Below are 26,769 nucleotides of genomic sequence, written 5' to 3'. Positions count from 1 at the left end.
GTCCAATCGATCGAGACGCCCTCAGTTCTTCTGGTCGTCCACGATCTCGTAGTCGGCCTCGACCACGTCGTCCTGCGTGCGGGCGCCCGCGGAGGCCGTGGCGTCGCCCTCGAAGCCCGCGCCGGCCGTGGCGCCGCCGCTGAAGCCGGCGTCCGCACCCGCGCCCGACGCCGCCTGTTGCGCCTGGTAGATGCTGGCCCCCGCCGCCGAGTAGGCGCTCTGCAGCTCTTCCGTGGCCGCGCGCACCTCGCCGACGTCGTCCTGCTTGAGCGCCTTGCGGGCGCGCTCCAGCGACTCGTTCAGCTTGTCCTTGCTCCCCTGGTCGAGCTTGTCGTCCCACTCCTTGACGTTCTTCTCGACCTCGTAGACCATGCTGTCCAGGCGGTTGCGCGCCTCGACCTGCTCGCGCCGCGCCTTGTCCTCGCCGGCGTGGCTCTCGGCGTCCTTCACCATCTTTTCGATCTCGGTGTCGGACAGGCCGCTGGACGCCTCGATGCGGATCTTCTGCTCCTTGCCCGTGGCGCGGTCCTTGGCCGACACGTGCAGAATGCCGTTGGCGTCGATATCGAACGTCACCTCCACCTGCGGCATGCCCCGGGGTGCCGGCGGAATGCCCGTCAGCTGGAACTTGCCGATGGTCTTGTTGTAGACCGCCATCTCGCGCTCGCCCTGCAGCACGTGGATCTCCACCGTGGTCTGGCTGTCCTCGGCCGTCGAGAACGTCTCGGACTTCTTGGTGGGGATCGTCGTGTTGCGCTCGATGAGCTTGGTGAACACGCCGCCCAGCGTCTCGATGCCCAGCGACAGGGGCGTCACGTCCAGCAGCAGCACGTCCTTCACCTCGCCGGCCAGCACGCCGCCCTGGATGGCCGCGCCCACCGCGACGACCTCGTCGGGGTTCACGCCGCGGTGCGGGTCCTTGCCGAAGAACTCCTTGACCACCTCCTGGATCTTGGGGATGCGCGTGCTGCCGCCCACCAGGATCACCTCGTCGATGTCGCCCGTGCTGAGGCCCGCGTCCTTGAGCGCCTGCTCCATGGGCGCCCGGGTGCGCTGCACCAGGTCGTCCACCAGCTGCTCGAACTTGGCGCGGCTCAGGCTTACGTTCAGGTGCTTGGGGCCCTCCTGCGTGGCCGTGATGAAGGGCAGGTTGATGTCGGTCGACGCGGTGGTCGACAGCTCCATCTTGGCCTTCTCCGCCGCCTCCTTCAGGCGCTGCAGCGCCATGGGATCCTTGCTCAGGTCGATCCCCTGGTCCTTGCGGAACTCCTCCACCAGCCAGTCGATGATCTTCTGGTCGAAGTCGTCGCCGCCCAGGTGGGTGTCGCCGTTGGTGGCCTTGACCTCGAAGACGCCCTCGCCCAGCTCGAGGATGCTGATGTCGTAGGTGCCGCCGCCCAGGTCGTAGACCGCGATCTTTTCTTCCTTCTTCTTGTCCAGGCCGTACGCCAGCGCCGCCGCGGTGGGCTCGTTGATGATGCGGAGCACCTCGAGGCCGGCGATCTTGCCTGCGTCCTTGGTGGCCTGCCGCTGCGCGTCGTTGAAGTACGCGGGCACGGTGATCACCGCCTGGGTGACCGGGGTGCCCAGGTAGTCCTCGGCGGTCTGCTTCATCTTCTGCAGCGTCATCGCCGAGATCTCGGGCGGGGTGAAGGTCTTGCCCACGTTGGGCACCTCGACCTGCGCCAGCCCGCCGCTGCCGGACGTGACCTTGTACGGGACCAGCTTCTCCTCCTGCTGCACCTCGGCCTCCTTGCGGCCCATGAAGCGCTTGATGGAGAAGATGGTGTTGGTGGGGTTGGTGATGGCCTGGCGGCGCGCCACCTGGCCCACCAGCCGCTCGCCGTCCTTGGTGAACGCCACGACGGACGGCGTGGTGCGTCCGCCCTCGGCGTTGGGGATCACCACCGGGTCGCCGCCTTCCATCACGGCGACTACGGAGTTGGTGGTCCCAAGATCGATCCCGATGACCTTCGCCATGCCGGGTTGCCTTTCGTTGTCTGCGTTGCGAATTGAACCGGAAAACAAGGGCGCCTCGCGGCGTTGTTCGCCCGGGCGCCCGTTACAGCGCTGCCCCTGGGAAGGGCAACGCCTGTGCCGCGATTTTCAAGTGTTTTCCTGCTGTTCCGGCGGGTTTGCTGTCAGATCGGCATGGCTGCCACGGCTTAACAATGCTCTGCGGACTGCCGTTATTCCTGACTGAAGCCGCGCTTCAGCCTCCGGAGCAGTTCGGGCAGGTTCACCGTGAAGCCCTTGCCTTCGTATCTGGTGACTTCGATCACGCCGGGTACCAGCGGTTCGACGTCCGCAGCGGAAGTTCCCGGCGGCAGGAGGGAGAGCGTAGAGGCCTGCTGGTGGGTCGCGAGCAACTGCTGGTACGCGAAGTTGGAGAGTTGAAGGGCCTCGATCTGCGCGTTCTTCGCTTGGAGCACGGCGCCAGCGACAGCCAGTTGCCCCTTTAGGTGAAAGATGTTCGCCTGCAGCTGCTGAACCGCGATGTCTCCGTACGCCGCGGCCTGCGTTGCGAATTCGGGCGAATCAGGGAGCCGAAGATAAATGTCGAGAGCTTCTCTGATGCGGTCCAGTGCCTCGGCGCCATCTTGAGGCGTGACGCTGAAAAGAACCTTATGGGCTTCGTGCTTGATGCTGGCGCCTGCCTCGATCCCGAGATCTCGCAGAAACTGGATAAAGTAGAGGAGGTATTGTTCGCAGGCGGTGCTAACGCTTGGCGGGAATTCGAAGAATGTTACGAAAGCATCTCGTTCTACATTTTGAAAAACAGCCGCCCGCGCTTTCTGAATGATCTCAGTCGTGCCCGTTAGAAAATGGCTGATCTCTCGTCCAATGGGAGCAGAAGAGCTGCGTGGAGTGCAAATGAACTCAAATGTATCAGCAGTGGTGAAGTCGTTATGCTCAAGCGCTAGATTGCTTCTCCCGGACTGGCCTGCTACCTCCTTTACCGCCGAGGCATAGGCTCCAATGGTCCATGGTCCTGCCCAATTCTCGACATCGACGGCATAAGAGATCCACAGGTCGTATGGTTGCTTACCACGACCGGTACGAAAGTGTATAGTGACTGACAACGAAAGTTCGGGAAAATTGGAGGGGTAAATCAGGTCCAAATTCGCGACGGGGTGCTGCAGCAACTCATCTGCTGTATAGCACGTTAGAAGACTCGCATCATCATTGTCGAAGATCGAGATATTGTTAGGACTTACGCAGTTGCGGCGTATGGACTAGCTTTTCGGGATGAATGCACCCAAAGTAAACGCAAGCGATTACGTGCAGTTCCTGATCGCGAGCCCGCGCGTGGTGAGTGGCACGGAAGCGGCCCGCGTGCAGCCACATGGCAGTGATTCGGCGCCTGCGCATGATGCATTTACGCGTTTGCTTCATCGCCTGGAGCCGGATCCGGTTCAACTGTGGGAAGAATCGCGGACTCAGGTGGAACGCCGCCGCGGGGTACTGATTCTGGATGACACCACGCTCGACAAGCCGTACGCGCAGCACATGGGTTTGGTGACCCGCCACTGGTCGGGGAAACACCGGAGCGTGGTGCAGGGCATCAACCTGCTGACGCTGCTGTGGAGTGACGGGCACCGGCTGATCCCGGTGGACTACCGGATCTACGACCGGCCCAATGACGGGCTGACGAAGAACGATCACTTCCGTGCGTTGCTTGAGACAGCGTACGCGCGGGGCTTCGAGCCCGAGTGCGTGCTCTTCGACTCGTGGTACTCCAGCCTGGAAAATCTCAAGGCGGTGCGCTCCTACGGCTGGACCTGGCTGACGCGCTTCAAGAGCGATCGCCAAGTCAACCCCGACGGATCGGGAAACCGGCCAGTGGCCGAGTGTGAGATTGGTGAAGGCGGTACTCGGGTGCATCTTCGCGGCTACGGTTTCGTGCGCGTCTTTCGGATCGTCCCCACGAACGGAGACACGGCGGATGCGGACTACTGGGCTAGCAGCGACGAGCAGATGAGCGAGTGTACGCGGCAGACCTATGCCAGCTTCGCGTGGGGAATCGAGCAGTACCACCGCGGACTCAAGCAGTATTGCGGCGTCGAGCGGGCCCAGGTCCGCGCTGCACGCGCCCAGAGGAACCATATCGGCTTGTCCATCCGTGCTTTCGTTCGCCTGGAGCGTAACCGGATCCGCACGGGCATGAGTTGGTGGGAGGCAAAGACCAGCATCACCCGTGACGCCGTTCGCGCCTATCTGGCCGCACCACGGTTCACTCTTGGGGCAACTGCGTAACTCCTAATTGTATTGGTCTTTGTGCATGTGAACGGACGATTTGAGCAGTACCGTGCCATTCACCACCAGGTTTATGCGCTCCTCGCCCGTTTCCTCATCCTTGTCTTTTGCAGTTTGTGTCGACAGCGTAATCATGTTCGTGATTGCTCGTCATGTCGCAATGTGATCGAAAGCTGCTTGCTCGCCCCGCCGTTGTTGTGTCGGACCTTAGTTTAGACTAGCCAACGGTATACCCGTACGCCAGCGTGGCGGTGCCCGGTAGCCCTTTCCTTCTTCGGTGTAGATGCGGTCGCCAAGCGTCAGTGCCTGCCCGGCTGCGCCACGCGGCTTAAACCCGGGTCTGCCGGGTGCGGGAATTTCGCCGGGGAACAGCCAGACCGCAGGGCGGGGCGCAATCGTGGGCACCGCGGCGGGAATGGCGGCGGGGGGCGTCGTTTACACGATCCGTGTGATGTGAGCGCCTGCCTCCACCGCCTGGGCCAGCTCATCCCGGCCGCTCCAGCAGCCACCGGTAGATCCGCTCCTCCCGATACGCCAGCGTGGCGGTGCCTACGTGGTCCTTCCCCGCGTCGGTGTAGACACGGTCGCCGGGAAGGCCGGTGCCGGCGGATTCCAGGCGGAGCATCGCGTTGAAGCCGGGCTGGCGGCGGCGGGAGATTTCGCCTGAGGACAGCCATACCGGCAGGCCGGGGTCGCGCGGGGGGATGCGCGTGGGGTCCACGGCCCAGAGCGCGGCCCACGTGTCCGGCTGCGCGAGCGCCAGGTCGAACACGCCGTTCCCGCCAAAGCTGAAGCCCGTCAGGTACGTGCGACGCGGATCGCCGCCGTGCTCCGCCTGCACCCGCCGCACGATGTCGCGCACCGCATCCGCCGAGCGCATCCACAGGTCGCCGCGCACGGGAAGCTGCGGCGCGACGACGATGAACTCCTCCACCGCGACGGCAGGGTTGCCGGGGCGCAGCGGGCCGTGCAGGGTGAGCGCGCCGTGGATGTCCATCGGCGCGCCCTCGTCGTAGCCGTGCAGAAAGACGAGCACCGGCCGGGCATCCGCCGCATCCGCGCCGCGCGGCAGCGACAGCAGGTATCGCAGCGGGGCGGATTCGATCAGCTTCGGCTCAGGGCGCGTCATCCACCATCTCCCCCTCGTCATCCATCCTTCGTGAACCGGCGCCGTGCGGCAACCTCCAAGCCGGGCGCGGTTCACGGATGCGCCGCTCACCTCAATCGTGGAACGCGGGTCGGATGCGGATAAATCCGCGGGTCCGCGGGGCCGGACGGCGGATTGGACGCGGGTGAAATCCGTGGATTGGGGCGCGGTTGGACGCGGGGTGAAATCCGCGCGTTCCAAACGGGTTCGGACGCGGGTTGGACGCGGTTGAACACGGGTTGAAACCCGCGGCTGGAACGGCCATAAGCCCTGTCTCCGCGCCGAGGCGCGGCACGGAACAGGGCTTCACCCGCTCGCGTGGGCAGCGCCAGGCGCGAACCCGCCAGCGGCCGAGAGACGACCGATCCACCGCCCGGGCGCGCACCGCACCATTCGCCCCCCCACGCCCTCCAGTCCGCGAAGGCGGCCTTTGTGTGTTTGTTGCAGCGAATTCATTCGCCATTGCCGCCCTGGCCAGCCGCTGCGACCCTCGTTCACCCCTTCACCCCTTCACCCCTTCACCCCTTCACCCCTTCACCCACCCCGCTGCGTCGCAATCCCTTGCTCCGCCGCCCACGCCGAGACGTCGCGCTTCTGCAGGACGGCGGCGATCAGGTCGGGGAACTGGTCCGGGGTGCAGGCGAACGCGGGGACGCCAAAGCCCGCCATGGTGGCCGCCACGCGATGGTCGTACGACGGCGCGCCATCGTCCGACAGCGCCAGCAGGGCCACCACCTGCACCCCGGCGGCCACCAGCGCGGCCGTGCGCCTGAGCATCTCGGCCTGGTTGCCGCCCTCGTACAGGTCGCTCACCAGGAACAGCACCGTCTCCTGCGGGCGGCGCACCCACTGCTGCGCGTAGGCCAGCGCGTGGTTGATGTCGGTGCCGCCGCCCAGCCGGATGCCGAACAGCACGTCCACCGGGTCGTGCAGCGCGTCCGACAGGTCCGCGACCGCCGTGTCGAAGGCGATGACGCGCGTGCTGAGCGCCGGCAGCGACGCCAGCACCGAGCCAAAGATGCCGGAGTAGACCGCGGACGACGCCATCGATCCGCTCTGGTCGATGAGCAGGATCACGTCGCGCAGGCTGCTGCGGCGCCGGCCCCAGCCCACGCGCGTTTCGGGGATGACGGTGCGGTAGTCGCGCTGGTAGTGGCGCAGGTTCGCGCGGAGGGTGCGGTTCCAGTCGATCTCGGCGTGGCGGGGGCGGCGGTTGCGGAGGGAGCGGCTCAGGCTGCCCGCCACCGCCTGCCGCAGCGGCTCCGCCAGCCGGCGCTCCACCTCGCGCACCACCTTTCGCACCACCCCGCGCGCCGTCTCGCGCGTCTTTGCCGGCATCACGCTCTGCAGCGAGAGCAGGGTGGCGACCAGGTGCACGTCGGCCTCCACCGCCTCCAGCAGCTCCGGCTCCAGCAGCATCTGCCGCAGCCCCAGCCGCTCGAAGGCGTCCTGCTGCATCACCCGCACGACGCTGCCGGGAAAGTAGCCGCGGATGTCGCCCAGCCAGCGCGCCACCGACGGCGCCGACGCGCCCAATCCGCCCTTGCGCTCGTGCCCGTCGTACAGCGCGCCCAGGGCGCCGTCCATCCGCGCGTCCATGTCGCCCAGGCTTACGCCGGTGCCCTCCGCGGCCTCGCCGCCGCCCAGCACCAGCCGCCACCGCCGCAGCCGCTCCGCGTCGCCGCTCATGCGGCCTCCCGGGGCGCGTCCAGCCCCATCAGCAGGGTGATGAGCGGCAGCACCGCCGCCGCCCGCGTGCGGTCCGTCTCCTCGTCCCCCGCCGCCGTTTCGGCCGATGACGAAGCCGGTCCGCCGCGCCGCGCCAGCTCGCCGATGCCGCGGCGCTCGCCGGCGGCGAAAGTGGAAAAGGTGCGGCGCAGCAGGGGGAGCAGCGTCGTAAAGGCGTCCGCGCCCAGCCCCGCCAGCCAGCCGTCCAGGATGCCGAAGAGCCGCGCATCGTGCAGCAGCACCAGCCCCGATCCGGCCAGGAACCCCTCCACCCACGCCCCCGCCAGCTCCGGCGCGGAGGCGGTGGAGAGCGCCAGCCCCAGCCGCCGCCCCGCCTCGGCCGCGTCGATCGATCCCAGGTCCAGCAGCAGGCGTACCACGCGGCCCTGCACGTGGCCGTGCACCCCGGCGCCGTCCGCCACGCGCCGCAGCGCATCCGCCCACAGCCCGCGGTGCCGCTCGTCCTGCAGCAGCGTAACGGCGCCCTGCACGGCGGAGATGGACCCCGCCATCGCCGCCGCCGCCTCGTCGTCCAGCGAGGCGGTGGCCAGCGGCAGCCCCACGGCGATGCGCGCCACCAGGCCGTCGACCACGTGGCCCAGCATCTCGGTGTCGGTGCCGCGCACGTCGCCGTAGCGCAGCACCTCGGCCAGGGGCGGCAGGGCGCCCATCAGGTGGCGCAGGTCGGCGGCGCGCGCGGCCTCGGCGTCGATGCGGGCGATGAGGTGGCGCGCGGCGGCCGGCAGGTCGGCCAGCAGGGTGCGCTGCAGCAGGCCGGTGAGCGCCGGCAGGTCGGCCGCGCGGTCCGCCTCGCCGCGCACGCGGCCGCCGGCGGCCTCGGCCACGGTGTTGCCCCACACGGCGGCCTCGATCACCCGCACGGCGAACTCGGGGTGCCAGCGCAGGCGCCAGTGCTCGTGAAAGGTGCCGCGCTTGCCGTGCACGCGCTGGTCGTCGCCCCAGGGCAGGCCCAGCAGCCGCAGGCGGTGCAGCAGGCGGCTGCGATGCAGGTCGGTTTCCCTGCGCAGGTCCAGCTCCAGCACGCGCTCGCCGGCCTCGGGGGGCAGGCGCAGCCGCTTCTGCTCGCGCGCCAGGTCCTGCTGCAGGGGCACGGCGGGGGTCTCGGCCGGCACGGCGCCCAGCCGCTCGGCCACCACCAGGTGCTCGTGGATGAGCCGCAGGGGAAGCGACCCGCCGTCGCCCGTGCCGCCGCCCCAGAACACGGCGTCCGCCGCCTGGTTCAGCTCGGCCAGGCCGGGAAGCGCCAGCCCGCGCAGCGCCGCCACCGACCCCGCCAGCCGCGCCGCGTCGATCACCTGCGCCGTGGAGGCGGATAGGTCCTGCTCGCGCAGCAGCTGGGCGGCGCGGGTGAGCCAGCGGATGGACACGGCCTCCGCGTCCTGCCCCTGCGTCTCCCACAGGTGGTCGTACCACCCCGGCGACGTCACCCCCGCGCCGTAGCCGCTGTCCGACGCCAGGCGGCCGTACGTCCACGGCACCCAGGTGGCGGCCAGCCTGGCCTTCGGAAGCCCCTTGAGGAGCGCCGCGTCGTCCCTGACCGCCGCCTTGCGCACCAGCGCGGGCGCGTGCCAGGCGCCGCACACCACGGCGATGCGCGCATGGCCCTCGCGCTCGGCGGCGCGGATCTGCTGGCGCATGTACGCCTCGCGCCGCCGCTCGCGCAGGGGCTCGGGAAGGGCCAGCTCGCCGCGCAGGGCGTCCATCGCCTCCAGCACGGCCTGGAACAGGTCCGCGTCGTCGCGGCGGTGCTCCACCAGCTGCTCCCACCAGCGCTCGCCGTCCGACTCCCCCGCCGCGCGCGCCAGCCAGTTCAGCGGATCTTCGCGGATGTGCTCCGGATCGTCTTCGTCCGCCTCGCCCGAATCCGCAGCCGCGCCGTCCGCCGATGCAGGACCAGCGGATGGATCGGTGGATTCGGTGGATCGATCGGCGGCATCCGCTGGATCGACGGCTTCGGCGGCCGGAGCGATGGAATCGGCGGATACGGACGATCCGGTCGATGGATCAGCATCAACCGATACGGCGGATCGGCTGGATGGACCGACGTCAGCGGATACGGCAGATCCACTGTCGACCGATGCTCCCGATCCACCTGCCGATCCGTCCACCGCGGACGCGGCCGATCCATCGATCGATGTCTCCGATCCGTCCGCTGGCGATGCGGCCGATTCATCCCCCGATGCGCCTGCTGGTCCATCCGCGATCGATGCGGCCGATCCATCGACCGACGCCCCTGATCCGTCCGCGGGCGATTCAGCCGATCCATCCGCCGATGCGCCTGCGGATCCGTCCGCGGGCGATGCGGCCGATCCATCGACCGATGCCCCTGATCCATCCGCAGGCGATGCGGCCGATCCATCGACCGATGCCCCTGATCCGTCCGCGGGCGATTCAGCCGATCCATCCGCCGATGCGCCTGCGGATCCGTCCGCGGGCGACGTGGCCGATCCATCGGTCGGATCCACGTCCACCGGGACGAGCTGGTGCGACATCGGAAGATCGCAGAAGCGCACGGGGACGCCGCGGGCTAGGGCGTAGCGGATGGCCTGCCACTCGGGGGAGTAGGTGGCGAACGGGTAGTGCACGGCGCGGCGGGGATCGGCCGGATCGTACACCAGCAGCGCCACGGGCGGCTGCATCTCCGCGTGCGCGGCCAGGGAAAGGAGCGCGTCGGCCTCCGGCGGGCCCTCGACCAGCACGAGGTCCGGCGCCAGCGACTCCAGGGCGCGCAGCAGCGACCGCGCGCTCCCCGGACCGTGGTGCCGAATGCCGAAGACGTGCACGCTCACGCCGCGTTCTCCCGCCCCGCGCGGTACAGGTCCTTCCACCCGTCGCGCTCGCGCACCACGGTCTCCAGGTACTCCAGCCACACGGCGCGGTCCTGCACCGGGTCCTTGACCACCGCGCCCTGGATGCCGCCCGCCAGGTCCGCCGCCCGCAGCGTGCCGTCGCCAAAGTGCGCCGCCAGCGCCAGCCCGTGGCTCACCACCGAGATGGCCTCCGCCGGCGACAGGGTGCCGGTGGGCGACTTGAGCTTGCTCTTGCCGTCCTCCGTGACCCCCGCGCGCAGCTCGCGGAAGATGGTGACCACGCGCCGCACCTCTTCCAGCGCCGGCGCCTCGCCGGGGATCTCGAGCGCGCGGCCCAGCGACGCCACGCGGGTGCGGACGATCTCCACCTCTTCGTCCGCCGTGGCGGGGAGGGGAAGGACCACCACGTTGAAGCGGCGCTTGAGGGCGCTGGACAGCTCGTTGACCCCCTTGTCGCGGTCGTTGGCCGTGCCGATGACGTTGAACCCCTTGGTGGCCTGCACCTCCTCGCCCAGCTCGGGGATCGGCAGCGTCTTTTCGGAGAGGACGGTGATCAGCGAGTCCTGCACCTCGGCCGGGATGCGGGTGAGCTCTTCGACGCGGGTGATCTTGCCGTCCGCCATCCCCCGCATCATGGGGCTGGGGACCACGGCGGCGCGCGTGGGGCCGTCGGCCAGCAGCCGGGCGTAGTTCCACCCGTAGCGGATCTGCTCCTCGCTGGTCCCCGCCGTGCCCTGGACGAGCAGGGTAGAGTCTCCGCTGATGGCGGCGGCCAGGTGCTCGCTGACCCACGACTTGGCGGTCCCCGGCACGCCCATCAGCAGCAGCGCGCGGTCGGTGGCCAGCGTGGCGATGGCGATCTCGATGCGCCGCCGGTCGCCGATGTACTTGGGGACGATCTCCGTCCCGTCGTTCAGCCGTCCGCCCAGCAGGTAGGTGGCGACGGCCCAGGGGCTCAGGCGCCAGGACGGCGGGCGCGGCCGGTCGTCGGCGCGGTCGAGCGCCTGCAGCTCGTGCGCGAACTGCTGCTCGGCGTGGGCGCGCAGCACGGAGGGCGGCGTGGTCATTCGAAGGCCTGGTGCAGGGTGTGTCGCAGGTGGAGCAGGTCGACCCATTCTCCTTCATAGGGGTCGCCCCGCTCGCGGAGCACGGCAACGGCGGTGGCGGGATGCATGTATGGCGCGCCGAACAAAGCCACCAAGCCTTCGGGCTTGTGCTCGGCTGGGTCACGAACCGCCCAGGGGAGGTTGTCCGGGAACTCCTCCAGCACGGCGCGCGTGAGAACCGGGCTCCATGGAAAGCGTGCGCCGAACAGCAGCCCGGCGGCGGTGTTGAGCCCGTGTGTGGCCACGCGTTCCAGGACCAGCGGCTCCAGCCGGTCCGGGTGGATCACCTTCGCCACGGTCGGGGTGCCAGCGCTGGGGCCCTTGCCGCCCGGCATCCGCAGGCGCGCCTCGGCAAACTTCGCGTCGCGCACGCGAATGGCGGAGGCGGTCCACGCATCGATGACAAGGTCGTCCCCGATGTCGCGGGCGGCCTGCAGCAAGTCCGGGTAGCTGCGTCCCCAGTGCGCGGCCCACAGGGACGGCGGCACGACTTGGAGCATGTCGTACATCGACATCGTACGCTCAGGAACCCACCAAGGCGCGATCGAGTAGCGCCGCAATTCTTTGTCGTCCTTTGCGGCGGGCAGTTGCAGGTCGATCCGCGCGCGTTCTCCGGGCGGCTCGCGCAGGGCGAGAAGCGGCGCCAGGCGGGCGAACATCCGCGTGACCAGGCGCGAGCCGGGGAGCGTGGAAAGCAGGTTCACGGCGGTGGGGCGGACCTCCTTCGGCTCCGGCCAACCGCAGATGATGACCCGGTCGTCATCGGGGGCGGGCTCCACGATCGGCTCGTCCAGGACGAACTCGAGGAACGGCTCGTCGTCCAGTGACAGCCCCGTCTCCAGCGTCTCAAGGAACGCCACCCGGTCGTCGGATGTTGCCGTGGCCCAGGTGGACCGCAACAGCGCGAGCCCGGCCGCGGGGTAGGTGCGGCGCAGGTGGCGGAGGATGCGGAGGCGCACCTCCGTCGTCCCCGCCGCCCAAGCCGCCGCCGGGTCGGCCGGGGGCGCGGCGGCGTAGGCCCACGGCGGGTTCATGGCCGCCAGCCACTGTCCGAGCTCGCCCACCGCCGCGGCGACGACATCGCGCATGTCCACGTACTGCTCCCCAAAGGCCAGCATCTCGGGCAAAAGCTCCGGCGGGACGGCGACGCCTGTCTCCCGCGCGAGCGCGAGCCACTCCGGCAGCAGCTCCGCGGGACCAATCGCCCTCTGCGCGCGCCCCATCCGCTCGGGCCGGTACGCCAGGATCTGCCGCAGCATCTGCATAGCCGGCAATGGCGCGACGCGCTCCTCCCCTTCCACCGCGGGCGTGGTCATGAGAAGGCCTGGTGCATCGCGTGCCGCAGATGGATCAAGTCGAGCCACTCTCCTTCGCCGGGGTCGCGCTCGCGGAGGCCGGCGATGGCGACGGCGGTCGCGGGGTGCATGTGCAGCGCGTACCTGCCCAGCCGCGAGCGGATGCCGCTCCACCGCGGCAGCGGGGGCGCGGGCAGGGCGGCCAGCACGGCGCGGGTGAGCGCGGGGCTCCAGGCGCGGGCCATGTCCAGCATCTGCAGGGTGAAGTCATCCTCGTCCTCGGCCTGCCTGCCGGTGTCGCGCATGCGCTCCAGGACCAGCCGTTCCAGCCGGTCCGGCGGCAGCGCGGCGGCAAGCCCCTTGATGGCGTTGAGCCAGTCCGTGCCGGCTTCCGCGCGGAGCAGCGTCTCGGCCCAATCGGCGTCGCGGCTGAGGATGGCTGCCTCGGCCCAGCCGCGGACGAGCAGGGCGCCGTGCCCGCTGGCGCGGGCGGCGCTCAGGCAGGCCGCCGCATCCATCCCCCAGCGCACCGTCCACACGGATGGGGGAACGGAGGCCAGCATCTGCTGCAGCCACCACGCGCGCTCGCCGGTGCCGTGCGGCGGATTGGGCTGGATCCCGTCCCGCCGCATCCCACGGTCGCACGCGGCCGGGAGCTTCACGTCCACGCGCAGCCTGACGCCGCGCAGCCGATCCAGCAGCCCACCGCGACCGCGCGGCCACAGCAGCGGGGCCAGGCGCTTCGTCATCCGTCCGACCAGGCGCGAACCGGGAAGAGTGGCCAGCAGGCGCGCGCCCGCGGCGCGTACCTCCTTGTGCTCGTCATCCAGGGCCGATTCCACGAACGGCTCGTCGGCCATCCCCAAGCCGACGGAGAGGCCGCCGAGCAGGGCCATACGCACACCCGGCGGGTCCGCGGCCCAGGTGCTCCGCACCAGCGCCAGCCCCGCGGCCCAGGTGCTCCGCACCAGCGCCAGCCCCGCGGCGGGATCGGACCGGCGCATCTCGCGCAGGATGCCGAGGCGCTGCTGGGCCGTCGCCGTTCCCCAGGTGCCCGGCGTCGCAGGGGGCTTCGCCGCGTACGACCACGCCGGGTTCAGGGTCGCAAGCCAGCGTCCGCACGGGCCCAGCGCACCGGCGACCATCTCGCGCATGTCCATGACCCGCGCGCCCGTGTGGATCAGCTCCGGCAGCAAGTCATACGGTACGGCGACGCCGGCCTGCGTCGCGAGGGAAATCCATTCCGGCAGCGGTTCCGGCCTGCCTGAGCGGGCCAGGATCTCGCTCAGCACACGCGCGGCCGCAGGCGACGCAATGCGCTCCTCCGCCGCGGACGCGGGCTCGCCGGCGCGGCGCCACGCGTCCAGCAGCGTGGGCATCGCCAGCCGCCGCGCCTCGGCGGACGGGTCTGCCAAGGCGGCGATGGCGGCCTGCAGACCGGGATCGCCCGTAGTGGCGTCCATGGGCGCCGGCCGCCCTGCCATGCCCTCCATGCCCCGCTCCCCCGCCGTTGTCATTCGAAGGCCTGGTGCAGGGTGTGTCGCAGGTGAAGCTGGTCGATCCACGAACCCTCGTGGTGGTCGCCTAGTTCGCGGAGGGTCGCCACGGCGGTGGCGGGATGCATGTGCAGCGCGAATCCGCGCACCATCTCGCGCAGGGAATAGTCGGTGGCGCCCCCGTCGGCGGGGACCAGGGCGACGACGGCGCGGGTGAGTGCCGGACTCCAGCCATGGCGGGCGGCCTGCAGCATCTCCGTGGCGATGCTGGCGGCGGTCAGCCGGTCGGCCGGCAAGCGCTGCAGGACCAGTGGTTCCAGCCGCTCCGGCGGGAGCGCCGCCGCCATCGGTTCCACGATGCCGATCCGTTCCCGGCCGCTCACCGTGTGCAGTCGTGCCTCCGCCCACTCCGCGTCACGGGCCTGGATGGCGGCTTCCGTCCACGCCCGGACCAGGAGGCTGCCTTCCGTCCCGTTCTTTGCGGCCGCGAGCAGGTCGGCCGCGCTCCGCCTCCAGCGTGCCGTCCAGAAGGAAGGCGGCACGGCAATGAGCATCTGGTGCAGCCACCACGCCCGCTCACCAAAGCCGTAGGCCGGCTTGGGCTCGACGCCATCGCGCCGCATGGCCTTGTCGCACTCCGCCGGCAACTCCACGTCGATGCGCGTCTTGTCGCCCTTGATCCGGGCGACGAGACCCTCCGGGGCTTTGAGCTGCACCAGCGGCTCCACGCGCTCCGTCATCCGCCCCACCAGCCGCGACCCGGGGAGCGTGGCCAGCAGGGCCGCGGCGGCGGCGCGCACCTCCTTGCGTTTGTCGTCCAGCAGCGACTCCAGGAACGGCTCGTCGCCCATCCCCAGCCCCACCGCCAGCGCCTCCACGAAGGCGGCGCGGTCGCGCGGGGCGTCCGTGGCCCACGTGGTCCGCAGCAGCGCGAGTCCGGCGGCGGGGTCACTGGCGCGCAGGTGGCGAAGGATGCGGACGCGCTCCTCCGCCGTCCCCGTCTCCCACCCTTCCGCCGGCTCGTCCGGCAGCCCGCCGGCATACGCCCAGGCGGGGTTCTGCGCCGCCAGCCAGCGTCCGCGCGCCCCCAGCGCCCGCGCGACGTCGGCGCGGACCGCCGCATGGCGAACGCCGAAGTCCAGCACCGCCGGCAGCAGCTCGTGCGGGATGGCTGCGCCGGCCCGTTCCGCGAGCCGCATCCACTCCGCCAGCAGCGGCGGCGGCGAGCCGGCCAGCAGCTGCCGCAGCACCCGCGCGGCGGCGGGGGAGCAGGGGCGCTCGTCCCCCTCCGGCGCGGGCTCCGGCGGGGGCGCCGCCATCCGCACCGCGCGCTGCCCGGCGCGCCGCCACGCATCCAGCAGCGCCGCCGTCCCCAGCAGCCGCGCCTCCGCCGTCTGGTCCGCCAGCGCCGCGGCCGCCGCGTCCAGCGGGGGCTCGCCCGTGGCCGCGTCCACCGGCGCCGGCTGCCGCTCCGTGCCCAGCAGCGCCGCGCGGACCGCGCGCTCCCACGCCTCACCCGCGCTCACGCCGCGCCTCCCGAGGGCAGCACCAGGTAGCGCCCCTCCACCACCGCGCCGAGGGGGACGAGCTCCACGCCGTCCCACTCCGCCGCCACCTGCACCGGCCGGCCGCCGCCCGCCGCCAGCAGCATCCACGCGGCGTCCTCCGCCGCGCGCGCCAGCGGCAGCGCATCGCCGGCGGCGTCGCGCAGCAGCCAGCGTCCGCCTTCGCGCACCGGCGTTGCGTCCCGCAGCACGAGCGCCAGCCGCTCCGTCCACGGATTGCGGCACAGCGCCGCCGACCACTCGCCCAGCGCCGCGTCCACCGGGCCGCCGCCGGGGAGCGCGGCCACCGCCTCCGGCGCCGACGTCCGCTCCCGCACCAGCGCGCGCAGCGGGTGCGCGCCGGGATAGAAGACGAGTTCCGCCGCGAAGCGCGACCCCGGCGCCGGGCCCGGCTCCAGCGGCTGCCCGCCCGCCGCGAAGGCCAGCAGCAGCGCCGTGCGGCCGGTCTCCTCGCCGCGCAGCCAGGTGCGCTGCACCCGCAGCCGCTCCTCCGCCTCCGTCCGCACACCGAGCACGGTCCACGTGTCGCGCTCGCCGGGGAGCGCCAGCACCTCTTCCTGGCGCGCCGTCCACCCCAGCGCCGTGCGCACGTCCGCCGCCACCGGTTCGGGGAGCGCGTCCATGCGCCGCGCCGCCTGCACCAGCAGCTGCAGCCGCGCCATCCGCTGCAGCAGCCGCCCGGGCCAGCCGTCGCCGCCGTCGGGGATGGTGGCCAGCTCGCCGACCAGGCGTGCGGCGCCGGCGGCCTGCGCGTCCACCAGCCGGGCGGCCACGCGCTCCCAGTCGCCGCGGGGGCGCTGGCCCGCCGTCGCCAGCCCCTGCCGCACGCCGTCGTGCAGCCACTGCTCCAGGTCGTCCAGCCCCGCCCGCACGCGGTCCTCACGCTGCGCCGCGCGCTTTGCCTGCGCCGCGGGGTCGGGCGCGCGCTCGGGGGCAGGCGGGGCGGCGGCCTTCTCCGCCTTCTTTTCCGCGCGCGCCCCGCGCATGGCCAGCCACTCGGCCACCCAGCCGGGCTCGGCCTCCGTCTCCACCACCAGCGCCGGCTGGGCGGCGTAGAGAAACAGGAGGCCGAGCCCGTGCTTGCAGGGAAACTTGCGGCTGGGGCAGGTGCAGCGGAACGCCGGCTCCGACGCGTCCACGATCACCTGGTAGGGCTTGGAGCCGCTTCCCTGGCACTCTCCCCACAGGGCGCGCGCGTCGCGGGCCAGCAGCCCCCATTTGCGTGGGCTCGCCAGTCCCTGTCCCGCCCTGGCGGATGCCGGATCGGGCGCCATGGCGAACACCTGGTCCGCCGTCCACGCGGGCAGGCTCATGCGGTGCGGAGCGCGTCAGCCGCGCGCGGCGAAGGGACGGGCAAGCGGGGGATGATCACGGTGGGGGAGGATGTGGATTCCGTCCGGTACGGGCCGGGCGGGAAAGGATGGCCGCATGCGGGCGATTGCACAAGGCGGCGGATGGCGGGCATCACACCAACCCGGCATTTCCCGGGCATTGATTTCCCCGGAACGCGGTGCCGGGGTCGAACACGTTGAACACGGGTTGAAACCCGCGGCTAGAAGCGCGGCACGGAACAGGGCTTCACCCGCTCGCGTGGGCAGCGCCCGGCGTGGCGGGGCGGGTTCGTCGTGGCAGGAACCGCTCCTTTTCAGCACTCGGATGGATGTTTTAGCACGCCGTTTGCGTCATCCGGTTCTGCCGAAAGGGCAACCTTCGAACCTTTTCGAACATGGGGGCAAGATGAAGAAGCGCATCGGGGGACTGCTGTACATTGGTGGTGTGCTTAGTTCGCTGCTGATGGGCGCTCAGGCGGCTATGGCCGCGCCGCCGATTACTGACCCGGTGGTGACTATGCCTCCGTCCGGTCCGTACGATTGCTATTGGTGCGACGGGAGCGGTTGCTGGGCAATGACCTGCCCGCCGCAGTAACCGTGAGGTACCTGATTCGGGAATAGGACGCCCGGCGGGGGCACCTTCGAAGGGTCCCCGCGACACCTTTTCCTCTCTTCTGTCTTCGTTTCTCCGAGACTGTCACAACAAACATCATAAGCTTGCCCAGATCCACGGCCGATTTCACCAGCTGCCCACCCCCTCATCGCGCCCATCCCAGCCACGCCAGCAGGGCGATCGCCACCGGCGCCAAGACCGCGGTGAACACGCCCATCACCCCGATGGCAAGGCCGCTGCTGGCCGCCTCCACGTCGCCCTCCTCCGCGGCGCGGGCCGTGCCCACGCCGTGCGCCGCCGCGCCCAGGGACAGCCCGAACGCCGTGCGGCTGCGCACGCCGATGGTGCGCAGCAGGGGCGGCCCGATCACCGCGCCCAGGATGCCGGTAAAGATGGCCACCGCCGCCGAGAGCGCCGGCAGCCCGCCCACCCGCTCCGCGATCCCGATGGCGATGGGCGTCGTTACGGCGCGCGGGGCCAGCGAGCGCACCACCTGGCCCGATCCACCCAGCAGCGCGGCCGTGAGCGTCGCCGTCAGCGTGCCGACGGCGGCGCCGGCCAGCAGCGACAGGAGCACCGCCTTGCCGCGGCGCCCGATCTCCTCCATCTGCCGAAAGAGCGGAAGGCCCAGCGCGACCACCGCCGGGCCCAGCAGAAACGTCAGCACGCGGGCGCCGCGGTTGTAGTCCGCGTACTCCACGCCCAGCAGCTTCAGCGCGGCGATGAGGACCAGGATGGAGACGAGCACCGGGTGCAGCCACACGGACTTTCGTCGCCGCTGCACCCGCTGCGCGGCGGCGTACACGGCCAGCGTCGCGGCGATGGCCAGCAGCGCGCCGACGGCGGATTCAACCATCGCGTTCCAGCCGCTGCTGCATCCATCCCACCACCAGCAGCACCGCCACCGTGCTCGCCACGGCCCCGGCGACGACCGGCAGCCACTCGCGGCGCAGCAGGCCCGCGTACGTCATCACCCCCACCCCCGCGGGAACGAAGAAGAGCGCCATGTTGCGGATGAGCAGCTCCGCCGCGGGCTCCACGACGGAGGGCGGAATCCAGCGCAGCCGCAGGGCGCCGGCCAGCATCAGCATCCCCGCCACGCTCCCCGGCAGCGGCAGCCGCCCGAAGCGGGCGATCGCCTCTCCCGCGAACAGGAACGCGAGCAGGATCAGCAGGCCCAGGAGATGGCGGGCGATGTGTCGTGGAATCATCCCGCACAAGCTCGTCCCGCCGCCGCGCCGGGGCAAGCGGGTTCGCGGCGATCGAGCTCGATGGACCGCGGGTTCAACCCTGGCGCCGCATCAGCCATCCCACTCGCATCCGCACCTCCAAACGGTGCCCGCCGCGCTTGGCGCCGCTTCCCTTTTCTCCCGATGAATCCATGCGTGTGAGGTCGATTGTTCCCGCCGTGATGCTGCTCGTCTCGTCCAGCGCCACCCAGGCACAGACGTACGACCCGGCGTCGGGCCAGAGCCCGCTCGTGCTGATGGAGGTGCCGCCGGACGGGGTGGTGTACTACGAGGCCAAGGAGCGGGCGCGGGCGCTGCTGCGGGACCGGCAGTGGGCGCAGGCGGAGCCGCTGGTGGAGCGGCTGGCGAGCGAGTATCCGCGCGATCCGGAAAACTGGATGATGCTGGGCCGTGCCCGGTTCTGGCTGGGGAAGGGGCGCGAGGCCGCGGCCGCGTGGGAGCGGGCCGGACCGCTGATCGGCTGGGACCTGGAGTACGCGAACGGCTACCGGATGGCGATGGGATGCGGCACGAGCAAACTCTGCTCACTCTGCTGACTCTGTGTGAGGATTGCTCCTTTTGGGGGATGATGAGGATGCCTGGGGATGCACCCGGCGCGATCCTTGAAGTGGAACCGTACTGGTTACAGATTCACGCCGTTCGGCGGCGTCAACGGGACAGGAACGGATCGGGGGAGCGATGGAAAGACGGACGCTGGGGCAGGGGCTGCAGGTGTCGGCGCTGGGGCTGGGATGCATGGGGATGAGCGAGTTCTACTCCGCCGCCGACGACGGGGAGAGCATCGCCACCATCCACCGCGCGCTGGAGCTGGGGATCGACTTTCTGGACACGGCCGACATGTACGGGCCGTTCACCAACGAGCGGCTGGTGGGCCGCGCCATCGCCGACCGGCGCGACCGCGTGGTGCTGGCCACCAAGTTTGGCAACTGGCGCGGCGACGACGGCTCGTTCAAGGGCGTGCGCGGCGACCCCGAGTACGTGCGGCAGGCGTGCGACGCCTCGCTGCAGCGGCTGGGCGTGGACCACATCGACCTGTACTACCAGCACCGGGTGGATCCCCAGGTCCCCATCGAGGACACCGTGGGCGCCATGGCCGAGCTGGTGGCCGCCGGCAAGGTGCGCCACCTGGGGCTCAGCGAGGCCGCGCCGGACACCATCCGCCGCGCCCACGCCGTGCATCCCATCGCCGCGCTGCAGACGGAATGGTCGCTGTGGACGCGCGACGTGGAGGAGAACGGCGTGCTGGACACCGTCCGCGAGCTGGGGATCGCCTTCGTGGCGTACAGCCCGCTGGGCCGCGGATTCCTCACCGGCCGCTTCCAGACCTTCGAGGACCTGCCCGAGGACGACTACCGCCGGCAGCAGCCCCGCTTTCAGGGCGAGAACTTCGGCAAGAACCTCGATCTCGTCCGCGAGGTGGAGGCGATGGCGCGCGAGAAGGGCGTCACCCCGTCGCAGCTGGCGCTGGCGTGGGTGCTGGCGCAGGGCGACGATGTCGTGCCCATCCCCGGCACCAAGCGCGTAAAGTACCTGGAGGAGAACGCCGCCGCCGTGGACGTGCGGCTCTCGGAAGATGACCTGCGCCGCATCGGCGACACGTTCCCCGTGGGCGCCGCGGCCGGGACGCGCTATCCCGAGGCCAGCATGAAGGCCGTGAACCGCTGATCCGCCGGTAGATCCGCGCCGTGCAGATCCGCACCGCCCCGATCCGGTTCACTCCCCGGGTCGGGGCGGCGTTTCGCGCATCGTTCCAGGGCGGGTGATTCGGGTCCTTGCGTTCCCCGGCCGGCGCGGGTGCATTGAAAACAGGTGCGGCACAACGGGTTGGCCGCTCTGCCCGCACGGGCGCCGGGATGGTGCGGGCGTTGCTTTCGCACGTCCCCGTACGCCGGACATCGGTTTCCTCTCACCGCCCGTTCGTCCCGCCCGCGCCGCCGCTCGTCACCGCCTCGGGGTCGTTCGCACCCACCCGCGACACCGGGAGGCCCCTGACAGGGAAATTGATGCGATCCGATCCGTGATCCGCCAGCCCCATCCCCCCCGTGGATCCCGGCCCACCTTCATCCCGGAAAGCTCACCGATGCCACACACGATCTGCATCCCCCGCGTGCGCCGGCTGGCTCTCGCCACGACGCTCTGCGCCGCCGCCGCGTGCACCGACGGCGCGCGGCCGCTTCCCTCCGCCGCCGGGCCCGGAGCCGCCGCCAGCGCGGGCGGCCAGGACCTGTACGTCGAGATCCCCGTTCCGCACACCCCGGGGAGCAGCATGGATTCCCAGGCGTTCGACGCGGACGGCGACGGCGACCTGGACCTGCTGATCGCCAAGGAGATCCAGCAGAACGTCCTGCTGCTGAACGACGGCACGGGGCGGATGACCGTCGCGCCCGCCGGCACCCTGCCCGCCGCCCTGCACGACAGCGAGGACGTGGCCGTGGCGGACTACGACGGCGACGGCGACCTCGATGCCGTCGTCGCCGCGGAGGACGACGCGTCCACCGAGTTCTACCTCAACAACGGCGCGGGCGTCTTTGCGGACGCGGGATCGCGGCTCCCCGCGCGGGGGGTCAGCAACTCCGTCATCGCTGCGGACGTGGACGCCGACGGCGACACGGACCTGCTCTTCGGCAACGACGGGCAGGACTTCCTGTTCATCAACGCCGGCGGGCGCTTCATCGACCAGACCCGCGTCCGCCTTCCCGCCGACGACGCGCGCACCCAGGACCTGGAGGCGGGCGACGTGGATGGCGACGGAGACCTGGACCTGGTGGTGGGCAACGCCGTGGACGGCAACCGGCTGCTGCTGAACGACGGGCGCGGGTTCTTTACGGAGGCCGCACCCGGCCGGCTACCCCTGCGCACCGCCCCGGAGGAGACGCGCGAGGCGGACCTGGCGGACGTGGACGGGGACGGCGACCTGGACCTGTACTTCGCCAACGTGGCCTTTGGCCCGGGGATCGATCCGCAGGACCGGCTGCTGATCAACGACGGCCGCGGCTGGTTCACGGACCAGACGGACGTGCGCATCGCCCGCGACGCGTGGTACACGGTGGACGCGGAGTTCACGGACGTGGACGGCGACGGCGACCTGGACCTGGTCACCGCCGTGCTGAACCAGGCCTGGGCGTGGTACGTCGCCCTGAACGACGGCACGGGCGTGTTCAAGAACGCCACGAACTCCGTCTTTCCCTCCGGCCTGACGGGCCAGGGCATCGACGCCGAGGTGGCCGACTTCAACGGCGACGGGCGGCTGGACATGTACTTCTCCAGCTACGTCGGCACCGACCGGATGGTCCTGGCGCGGCCGTAGCCCGGCCGCGGAGCCCGTCGCGGGCCAGCCGGTGGGAACACATCGTAAAGGCAAACGAAGGAGCGTGGGCACCGCGGGGTGCCCGCGCTATTTTCACCGGCGGATGCTGGCGGCGCCGGGGCGGGGATCAGCAGGCTCCGTTCTGGTTGGTCATGCAGCCGTCGTAGCAGGTGTTGTTCGGCTGGCCGGGATAGCTGCAGTAGTTCGACACGTAGCAGTCGCCGTGGTCCGTGCAGTAGCAGAACGTAAAGCCGGTGATCTGCATGCCGTTCACGGTGCCGGCGCCCCCGCGCTCCTGCTGCGCGGTGAACGAGGTGACCTTCAGGTCGTCGGCCGAGAGCTTGAGCTTTTTCATGGGAGTTTCTCCGTGGATGGGGTTGGATGAGGGATTCAACTTCGCCGAATTCGTCATAAAAGGGAAGAGTCCGCCACGTGTCACGGGAGTGATGGCTTTTGGATGCCGAGGCGCACGATGCCCCTCCGCTGCGGCGGGTGCTGCGCGAGAGGCCGCCCGTTCCCGACGGAGATTCTTTGGTCGGCGCCACGGCACTGCGCGTAAAGAGGGGCTCGTGCGGCGCCTCCCTCAGAATGACAGGTTTGGCGGATCGGTATAAAGCCTGAAGCCAAAATCCGCGGAGCCACCTGTCATTCTGAGGGAGCGCCCACCCCGAATTTTCGGGAAGCCGCGAAGCCGGTGGGCGCGACTGAAGAATCTCCGTCCCCTCGCGCGGAACCCTCTCCCGGGCATCGCCCCGGAACCCTGCGTGACGGAAAGATCCCGCCCCCTCCGCGTGGAACCGGGAGCGTCCGAACGACGAAGCCCCGCCTCCGCTGGTCTGCGGGGGCGGGGCTTCGGCGTCCGGGGAGAGACTCAGGCCTGCGGTGCGGGAGCGGGGGAGGCCTGGCGGGCCATGTAGGCGCGGATGCGCTCCACGTTCTCGCGGTTCTTGCCGTAGTCCACGAGGGTGGTAGCCAGGACGGGACGGCTGCGGATGGACACGACCGCCGCCCCTTCCGCGGGCGTCACCCGGCATTCGATGTGCTCGCCAAAGCTGGCCCAGCTCATCCCCACGCGCGCCGCCACCATCGCCGCCGCCGCATCCACCTGCACGTCACTCGCGCGGGGCACCTGCGTTACCGCCGACCGGCAGAGCGCGAGCGCCTGGTCCGACGGCAGCGGCAGGGTGATGCGTTCCTGCACGTCCACGCGGGTATCCGTGGTCGCGGGATTCATCCCGGTCTTCTTCAGCCGCCAGTGGTGCGCCGCCGTGACGAACGCGGCCAGGAACAGCCCAAAGAACAGCCCGGCGCTCAGGCCGATGAAAACGGTCTCGCCCGCCGATGCGCCCTGCACCGCGGCAAGAAGGGCCTGCAGGGCGCCGAACAGGATGCCGCAGAAGCAGAAGACGCGAAAGAAAAGACTGGATTGCATGGGTTCTCACGGGGATGCGGAAAGGGGCATCGAACATCGCACATCGTCCGATGGCCCGGAAGCCCCCCCTCGTACGATGTTCGCCAGCGGCCGGTTTCGCGCGGATGCCGGCGCGGGCCGCTGACGGAAAAGGAGCCCGGGCAATTCCAGGTGCCCGGGCTCCTTTGCGCATCCGCCCGGCGCCGCCGGCTCAGCAGGGCGAGTTGCTGGAGGTCTCGCAGGTGAACGCGGCGGTCTCCACGCACGTGTTGCCGGTGCAGTACTTGGTGTCGTAGTAGCAGCCCGGCCCGGCGGTACAGCGGCAGGTCCCGGCGTCGCTGATGGCGAACAGGCCATCGCCCTCCTCGGCCGGGGAAACCTCGAAGGAAGCGACGGACAGCTGCTCCGTGTCCAGCGTGATCTTCTGCATGTTCTGCTCTCCTGACAATGGTCCGGCCGGCCGGGTGCCGGCCAGTTCGCGGGTGCTGAATCTGTCTAAACTCGTCTCAAAAAGAAAGCAATGCATCCCCTTCGAGGGGGCTGGGTGATCGTCCCCGTTGACGCCGCCGCTCCCGCCGCGGAGATTGCCGGGCCTACATCCATCCCGGAGAGCCCTGATGCACGCCGCGTCCATCCACGACACCGTCGCCTTTCTTCGCGAGCGCTTTACCCGCGCGCCCCACGCCGTGCTGGTGCTGGGCAGCGGCCTGGGCGAGATGGCGAACGACATCGAAGACGCCGTCCGCATTCCCTTCAGCGACATCCCGGGCTTTCCGCGGCGCACGCAGGAGCTGGCGGGGCACGCGGGGCAGCTGGTGGCGGGGCGGCTGGAGGGGGTGGAGGTGGCGGCCATGCAGGGCCGTTTTCACCTGTACGAGGGATGGCAGCCGGCGGACGTGGCGCTGCCGGTGCGCGCCCTGTCCGCGCTGGGCGCCGAGACCATGCTGCTGACCAACGCCGCCGGCGGCATTCGCCCCGGGTTCCAGCCGGGCGACCTGATGCTGATGGCGGACCACATCAACATGATGTTCCGCAACCCGCTCATCGGGCAGACGGTGCCGGGCGAGGAGCGATTCCCTGACATGTCGGACCCGTACGATTCCGGATTCCGCCGCATCGCCGAGGAGGTCGCGCGCGAGCTGCGGATCCCCCTGGTGCAGGGCGTGTACGCGGCCATGCTGGGCCCCAGCTACGAGACGCCGGCCGAGATCCGCATGCTGGCGCGGCTGGGGGCGGACGCGGTGGGGATGAGCACCGTGCCCGAGGTGCTGGTGGCGCGCGCCATCGGGATGAAGTGCCTGGGGATCAGCTGCATCACCAACCTGGCCGCGGGGCTGGGCGGCGAGCGGCTTTCGCACGACGAGGTGATGGAGGTGGGCGCCCGCGTGCGGCACCGGCTGGCGGCGCTGGTGCGCGGCGTGCTGCCCCGCGTCGCCGGCCTGAACCGCGCCTCCGAAGCGGCGGAGTAGGCGGGCGGCGAATCTTTCCGGCCGCCGCCGCCGTAGGCACCTCCACGGCCGGCTTCGGCCGTCCTCGCATCGCTTTCAATCCGGCCCGTTCTCCGGGCCCGCAAGCACTTTCCAGACGGAGGACCCCATGGACCCGAACACCGCGATCATCGCCGGCTTGGCCATCTTCCTGGGGATGATGGTGATTCTGATCCCCATCGCCGGCCTTACCGCGCGTTTTGCGCTGAAGCCGCTGATGGAGGCGCTGGCCAGCTACCGCGAGCTGCAGGGCGACAACCAGGCGCAGCAGCTGCTGGAGCGCCGGATGGCCCTGATGGAGGAGCAGATCCACAGCGTGGACCGCTCCATGCGCGAGCTGCTGGAGGAGTCGGAGTTCCGCCGCGACCTGGAGAGCGGCAAGTCGGCCATGGCCTCCCTTCCGCTCCCCGGCGTCCCTGAGCGCACGCAGGCGCAGGCGCAGGCGCAGGCCGTGCCCGTACCGCAGGCGGAGCGGGTGAAGGGGTGAAGGGGTGAAGGGGGTGCGTTTGCGGGGTTCGCGCCACGTCCTCGCCGCCACGATCACGGGCTGAAGCCCGCGGCTATGACGGCCATAAGCCCTGTCTTTGTTCGTTCCTCACAAAACAGGGCTTCAACCGCTCCCGTCGGCGGCGCTCGCGCTCCACAGGCAGCATCCACGCATCTCTAAGCCCCGCCGGGCGAGCTCCGCGAGCCCAGGGCGGGCTTCTGGCCGTCCTAGCCCCGTGGCTTCAGCCCGGGCTCCCCGTGGCGCGGCCAACCCCCGCCGACGCGCGTGTCACCCGTTCATCCGTTCACCGCCACCCCCGCCACGGGCTAAAGCCCGCGGCTATGACGGCCATAAGCCCTGCCTTTGTTCGTTCCTCACAAAACAGGGCTTCAACCGCTCCCGTCGGCGGCGCTCGCGCTCCACAGGCAGCATCCACGCATCTCTAAGCCCCGCCGGGCGAGCTCCGCGAGCCCAGGGCGGGGCTTCTGGCCGTCCTAGCCCCGTGGCTTCAGCCCGGGCTCCCCGTGGCGCGGCCGACACCCGCCGACGTGCGCGTCACCCGTTCACCCCTTCACCCCTTCACCCTCCCCGCCACCAGGTGGTTCAACGGCCCATGCCCGCCCCCCAGCCCCGGCGCGGCGGCCATGGCGCGCTGCACGTAGTCCAGCGCGTCTTCTACCGCGCGGCGCAGGGGGCGGCCGTGCGCCAAGCCGGCGGCGATGGCGGCGGAGAGGGTGCAGCCGGTGCCGTGCGTGTGGCGCGTGTCCAGCTTGGGACGCCGCCACTCGTGCCAGTCCGTGCCGTCCCACAGCACGTCCACCAGCTCGGCGGAGCGCAGGTGGCCGCCCTTGAGCAGCGCCGCGCGCGCGCCCCGCTCCACCAGCACACGCGCCGCGCGGCGCATTCCCTCCACGTCCTCCACCGCGAACCCCACCAGGATCGCCGCCTCGTCCAGGTTGGGGGTGACGCACGCCGCCAGCGGCAGCAGCTCGTGCACGATGGTCTGCTCCGCCTCCATCGCCAGCAGCCGGTCGCCGCTGGTGGCCACCATCACCGGGTCCAGCACGTAGTTGGGCAGCCCGTGCTCGCGGATGGACGCCGCCACCGCGCGCACCAGCTCCGGCGTGGCCAGCATCCCCGTCTTGCAGGCGGCCGGCGGCAGGTCCGTGGCCACCGCGGCGACCTGCGCGCGGACGGTATCCACCGGGATGGCGTGGACGCCGGTGACGCCGCGCGTGTTCTGCACCGTGATCGCCGTGATGGCGGACGTGCCGAAGCAGCCGAACGCGTGAAAGGTCTTGAGGTCCGCCTGGATGCCGGCCCCGCCGCCGGAATCGGACCCGGCGATGGTGAGGGCGATGGGAATGCTCATCCGTGCAATCGATGGATCGGGTGAATCGGAACGTCCGGTCCGGGGGGCGAATGGAAGCGAACCGGCGCGGAGCCGCAAGGGCGCCG

22 protein-coding genes are annotated in these 26,769 nt (G+C 70.7%); 6 read left to right on the top strand and 16 right to left on the bottom strand.

Going from position 1 to position 26,769, the window contains the following annotated elements:
- Positions 1 to 21 precede the first annotated feature (21 nt).
- The gene (gene dnaK, locus VGC13_RS29150) at positions 22 to 1,980 is read right to left on the bottom strand and encodes a molecular chaperone DnaK (protein WP_331128856.1); all 1,959 of its coding nucleotides are present in this window, start codon (positions 1,978 to 1,980) and stop codon (positions 22 to 24) included.
- A gap of 209 nt (positions 1,981 to 2,189) precedes the next feature.
- A complete protein-coding gene (locus VGC13_RS29145; RefSeq protein ID WP_331128855.1) occupies positions 2,190 to 3,146 on the bottom strand; it encodes a hypothetical protein in 957 nt (318 codons plus the stop codon).
- 103 nt (positions 3,147 to 3,249) lie between these two features.
- Between VGC13_RS29145 and VGC13_RS29140 the strand changes: the two genes are divergently transcribed.
- Positions 3,250 to 4,257 carry an IS701 family transposase gene (locus VGC13_RS29140; RefSeq protein WP_331128854.1) on the top strand — a complete coding sequence of 336 codons (1,008 nt, stop codon included), beginning with the start codon at positions 3,250 to 3,252 and terminating at the stop codon, positions 4,255 to 4,257.
- 484 nt (positions 4,258 to 4,741) lie between these two features.
- Here the strand turns inward: VGC13_RS29140 and VGC13_RS29135 are convergent, their stop codons facing one another.
- The 10 genes from VGC13_RS29135 to VGC13_RS29090 all read right to left on the bottom strand — a co-directional run bounded on the left by VGC13_RS29135 (position 4,742) and on the right by VGC13_RS29090 (position 18,580).
- A complete protein-coding gene (locus VGC13_RS29135) occupies positions 4,742 to 5,386 on the bottom strand; it encodes a hypothetical protein (RefSeq protein ID WP_331128853.1) in 645 nt (214 codons plus the stop codon).
- Positions 5,387 to 5,938: 552 nt separating this feature from the next.
- Positions 5,939 to 7,093 carry a VWA domain-containing protein gene (locus tag VGC13_RS29130; RefSeq protein ID WP_331128852.1) on the bottom strand — a complete coding sequence of 385 codons (1,155 nt, stop codon included), beginning with the start codon at positions 7,091 to 7,093 and terminating at the stop codon, positions 5,939 to 5,941.
- Positions 7,090 to 9,942: a DUF5682 family protein gene (locus VGC13_RS29125; protein ID WP_331128851.1), complete on the bottom strand. Its 2,853-nt coding sequence runs from the start codon at positions 9,940 to 9,942 to the stop codon at positions 7,090 to 7,092. The genes VGC13_RS29130 and VGC13_RS29125 overlap by 4 nt, the downstream gene beginning before the upstream one ends.
- Positions 9,939 to 11,030 (bottom strand): AAA family ATPase, encoded by a 1,092-nt coding sequence (locus tag VGC13_RS29120; protein ID WP_331128850.1) that lies wholly within the window; start codon positions 11,028 to 11,030, stop codon positions 9,939 to 9,941. Before VGC13_RS29120 ends, VGC13_RS29125 begins: the two co-directional genes overlap by 4 nt.
- Positions 11,027 to 12,385, bottom strand: a complete 1,359-nt coding sequence (locus VGC13_RS29115; protein ID WP_331128849.1) for a DUF5691 domain-containing protein — start codon at positions 12,383 to 12,385, stop codon at positions 11,027 to 11,029. The genes VGC13_RS29120 and VGC13_RS29115 overlap by 4 nt, the downstream gene beginning before the upstream one ends.
- Positions 12,382 to 13,857 (bottom strand): DUF5691 domain-containing protein, encoded by a 1,476-nt coding sequence (locus tag VGC13_RS29110; protein ID WP_331128848.1) that lies wholly within the window; start codon positions 13,855 to 13,857, stop codon positions 12,382 to 12,384. Before VGC13_RS29110 ends, VGC13_RS29115 begins: the two co-directional genes overlap by 4 nt.
- 20 nt (positions 13,858 to 13,877) lie before the next feature.
- Complete coding sequence (locus VGC13_RS29105; protein WP_331128847.1) at positions 13,878 to 15,386, bottom strand: DUF5691 domain-containing protein; 1,509 nt, start codon at positions 15,384 to 15,386, stop codon at positions 13,878 to 13,880.
- Entirely contained in the window at positions 15,383 to 16,738 is a 1,356-nt protein-coding gene (locus VGC13_RS29100; RefSeq protein ID WP_331128846.1) for an SWIM zinc finger family protein, read from the bottom strand. Before VGC13_RS29100 ends, VGC13_RS29105 begins: the two co-directional genes overlap by 4 nt.
- 776 nt (positions 16,739 to 17,514) lie before the next feature.
- Positions 17,515 to 18,225: an LrgB family protein gene (locus VGC13_RS29095; RefSeq protein WP_331128845.1), complete on the bottom strand. Its 711-nt coding sequence runs from the start codon at positions 18,223 to 18,225 to the stop codon at positions 17,515 to 17,517.
- Positions 18,218 to 18,580, bottom strand: coding sequence for a CidA/LrgA family protein (locus tag VGC13_RS29090; RefSeq protein WP_331128844.1), 363 nt, complete (start codon positions 18,578 to 18,580; stop codon positions 18,218 to 18,220). The genes VGC13_RS29095 and VGC13_RS29090 overlap by 8 nt, the downstream gene beginning before the upstream one ends.
- Before the next feature lie 170 nt (positions 18,581 to 18,750).
- Between VGC13_RS29090 and VGC13_RS29085 the strand changes: the two genes are divergently transcribed.
- The 3 genes from VGC13_RS29085 (at position 18,751) to VGC13_RS29075 (ending at position 21,926) form a co-directional block, all read left to right on the top strand.
- On the top strand, positions 18,751 to 19,155 hold the full coding sequence (locus VGC13_RS29085; RefSeq protein ID WP_331128843.1) for a tetratricopeptide repeat protein: 405 nt from the start codon (positions 18,751 to 18,753) through the stop codon (positions 19,153 to 19,155).
- Positions 19,156 to 19,297: 142 nt separating this feature from the next.
- A complete protein-coding gene (locus VGC13_RS29080; RefSeq protein WP_331128842.1) occupies positions 19,298 to 20,284 on the top strand; it encodes an aldo/keto reductase in 987 nt (328 codons plus the stop codon).
- A 415-nt stretch (positions 20,285 to 20,699) separates the two neighbouring features.
- Entirely contained in the window at positions 20,700 to 21,926 is a 1,227-nt protein-coding gene (locus tag VGC13_RS29075; RefSeq protein ID WP_331128841.1) for a VCBS repeat-containing protein, read from the top strand.
- A gap of 127 nt (positions 21,927 to 22,053) precedes the next feature.
- Here VGC13_RS29075 and VGC13_RS29070 read toward each other — a convergent pair whose 3' ends face one another.
- From VGC13_RS29070 to VGC13_RS29060, 3 genes are all read right to left on the bottom strand, one after another.
- Complete coding sequence (locus VGC13_RS29070) at positions 22,054 to 22,281, bottom strand: hypothetical protein (RefSeq protein WP_331128840.1); 228 nt, start codon at positions 22,279 to 22,281, stop codon at positions 22,054 to 22,056.
- A gap of 516 nt (positions 22,282 to 22,797) precedes the next feature.
- Positions 22,798 to 23,358, bottom strand: coding sequence for a DUF1499 domain-containing protein (locus VGC13_RS29065; protein ID WP_331128839.1), 561 nt, complete (start codon positions 23,356 to 23,358; stop codon positions 22,798 to 22,800).
- Between the two features lie 190 nt (positions 23,359 to 23,548).
- Positions 23,549 to 23,767 (bottom strand): hypothetical protein, encoded by a 219-nt coding sequence (locus tag VGC13_RS29060; RefSeq protein ID WP_331128838.1) that lies wholly within the window; start codon positions 23,765 to 23,767, stop codon positions 23,549 to 23,551.
- Between the two features lie 187 nt (positions 23,768 to 23,954).
- On the opposite strand from VGC13_RS29060, the gene VGC13_RS29055 reads away from it, so the two are divergent.
- Both VGC13_RS29055 and VGC13_RS29050 read left to right on the top strand, forming a co-directional pair.
- The gene (locus VGC13_RS29055) at positions 23,955 to 24,806 is read left to right on the top strand and encodes a purine-nucleoside phosphorylase (protein WP_331128837.1); all 852 of its coding nucleotides are present in this window, start codon (positions 23,955 to 23,957) and stop codon (positions 24,804 to 24,806) included.
- Positions 24,807 to 24,933: 127 nt separating this feature from the next.
- Complete coding sequence (locus tag VGC13_RS29050) at positions 24,934 to 25,311, top strand: hypothetical protein (RefSeq protein ID WP_331128836.1); 378 nt, start codon at positions 24,934 to 24,936, stop codon at positions 25,309 to 25,311.
- 571 nt (positions 25,312 to 25,882) lie between these two features.
- On the opposite strand, the gene thiD is transcribed toward VGC13_RS29050, so the two are convergent.
- Positions 25,883 to 26,683, bottom strand: coding sequence for a bifunctional hydroxymethylpyrimidine kinase/phosphomethylpyrimidine kinase (thiD, locus tag VGC13_RS29045; protein ID WP_331128835.1), 801 nt, complete (start codon positions 26,681 to 26,683; stop codon positions 25,883 to 25,885).
- Positions 26,684 to 26,769 lie beyond the last annotated feature (86 nt).

Source organism: Longimicrobium sp. (genome assembly GCF_036399255.1).
GTDB lineage: Bacteria > Gemmatimonadota > Gemmatimonadetes > Longimicrobiales > Longimicrobiaceae > Longimicrobium.
The sequence above is the reverse complement of the archived record's forward strand: the minus strand, read 5'-3'. Positions and strand labels throughout refer to the sequence as shown.

What these genes read in the sequence shown, in the direction of transcription:
- dnaK (WP_331128856.1), bottom strand. Translation starts at nt 1,980, where the DNA reads ATGGCGAAGGTCATCGGGATCGATCTTGGGACCACCAACTCCGTAGTC.
- VGC13_RS29140 (WP_331128854.1), top strand. Translation starts at nt 3,250, where the DNA reads ATGAATGCACCCAAAGTAAACGCAAGCGATTACGTGCAGTTCCTGATC.
- VGC13_RS29135 (WP_331128853.1), bottom strand. Translation starts at nt 5,386, where the DNA reads ATGACGCGCCCTGAGCCGAAGCTGATCGAATCCGCCCCGCTGCGATAC.
- VGC13_RS29130 (WP_331128852.1), bottom strand. Translation starts at nt 7,093, where the DNA reads ATGAGCGGCGACGCGGAGCGGCTGCGGCGGTGGCGGCTGGTGCTGGGC.
- VGC13_RS29120 (WP_331128850.1), bottom strand. Translation starts at nt 11,030, where the DNA reads ATGACCACGCCGCCCTCCGTGCTGCGCGCCCACGCCGAGCAGCAGTTC.
- VGC13_RS29115 (WP_331128849.1), bottom strand. Translation starts at nt 12,385, where the DNA reads ATGACCACGCCCGCGGTGGAAGGGGAGGAGCGCGTCGCGCCATTGCCG.
- VGC13_RS29110 (WP_331128848.1), bottom strand. Translation starts at nt 13,857, where the DNA reads ATGGAGGGCATGGCAGGGCGGCCGGCGCCCATGGACGCCACTACGGGC.
- VGC13_RS29100 (WP_331128846.1), bottom strand. Translation starts at nt 16,738, where the DNA reads ATGAGCCTGCCCGCGTGGACGGCGGACCAGGTGTTCGCCATGGCGCCC.
- VGC13_RS29095 (WP_331128845.1), bottom strand. Translation starts at nt 18,225, where the DNA reads ATGGTTGAATCCGCCGTCGGCGCGCTGCTGGCCATCGCCGCGACGCTG.
- VGC13_RS29090 (WP_331128844.1), bottom strand. Translation starts at nt 18,580, where the DNA reads ATGATTCCACGACACATCGCCCGCCATCTCCTGGGCCTGCTGATCCTG.
- VGC13_RS29085 (WP_331128843.1), top strand. Translation starts at nt 18,751, where the DNA reads ATGCGTGTGAGGTCGATTGTTCCCGCCGTGATGCTGCTCGTCTCGTCC.
- VGC13_RS29080 (WP_331128842.1), top strand. Translation starts at nt 19,298, where the DNA reads ATGGAAAGACGGACGCTGGGGCAGGGGCTGCAGGTGTCGGCGCTGGGG.
- VGC13_RS29075 (WP_331128841.1), top strand. Translation starts at nt 20,700, where the DNA reads ATGCCACACACGATCTGCATCCCCCGCGTGCGCCGGCTGGCTCTCGCC.
- VGC13_RS29070 (WP_331128840.1), bottom strand. Translation starts at nt 22,281, where the DNA reads ATGAAAAAGCTCAAGCTCTCGGCCGACGACCTGAAGGTCACCTCGTTC.
- VGC13_RS29065 (WP_331128839.1), bottom strand. Translation starts at nt 23,358, where the DNA reads ATGCAATCCAGTCTTTTCTTTCGCGTCTTCTGCTTCTGCGGCATCCTG.
- VGC13_RS29060 (WP_331128838.1), bottom strand. Translation starts at nt 23,767, where the DNA reads ATGCAGAAGATCACGCTGGACACGGAGCAGCTGTCCGTCGCTTCCTTC.
- VGC13_RS29055 (WP_331128837.1), top strand. Translation starts at nt 23,955, where the DNA reads ATGCACGCCGCGTCCATCCACGACACCGTCGCCTTTCTTCGCGAGCGC.
- VGC13_RS29050 (WP_331128836.1), top strand. Translation starts at nt 24,934, where the DNA reads ATGGACCCGAACACCGCGATCATCGCCGGCTTGGCCATCTTCCTGGGG.
- thiD (WP_331128835.1), bottom strand. Translation starts at nt 26,683, where the DNA reads ATGAGCATTCCCATCGCCCTCACCATCGCCGGGTCCGATTCCGGCGGC.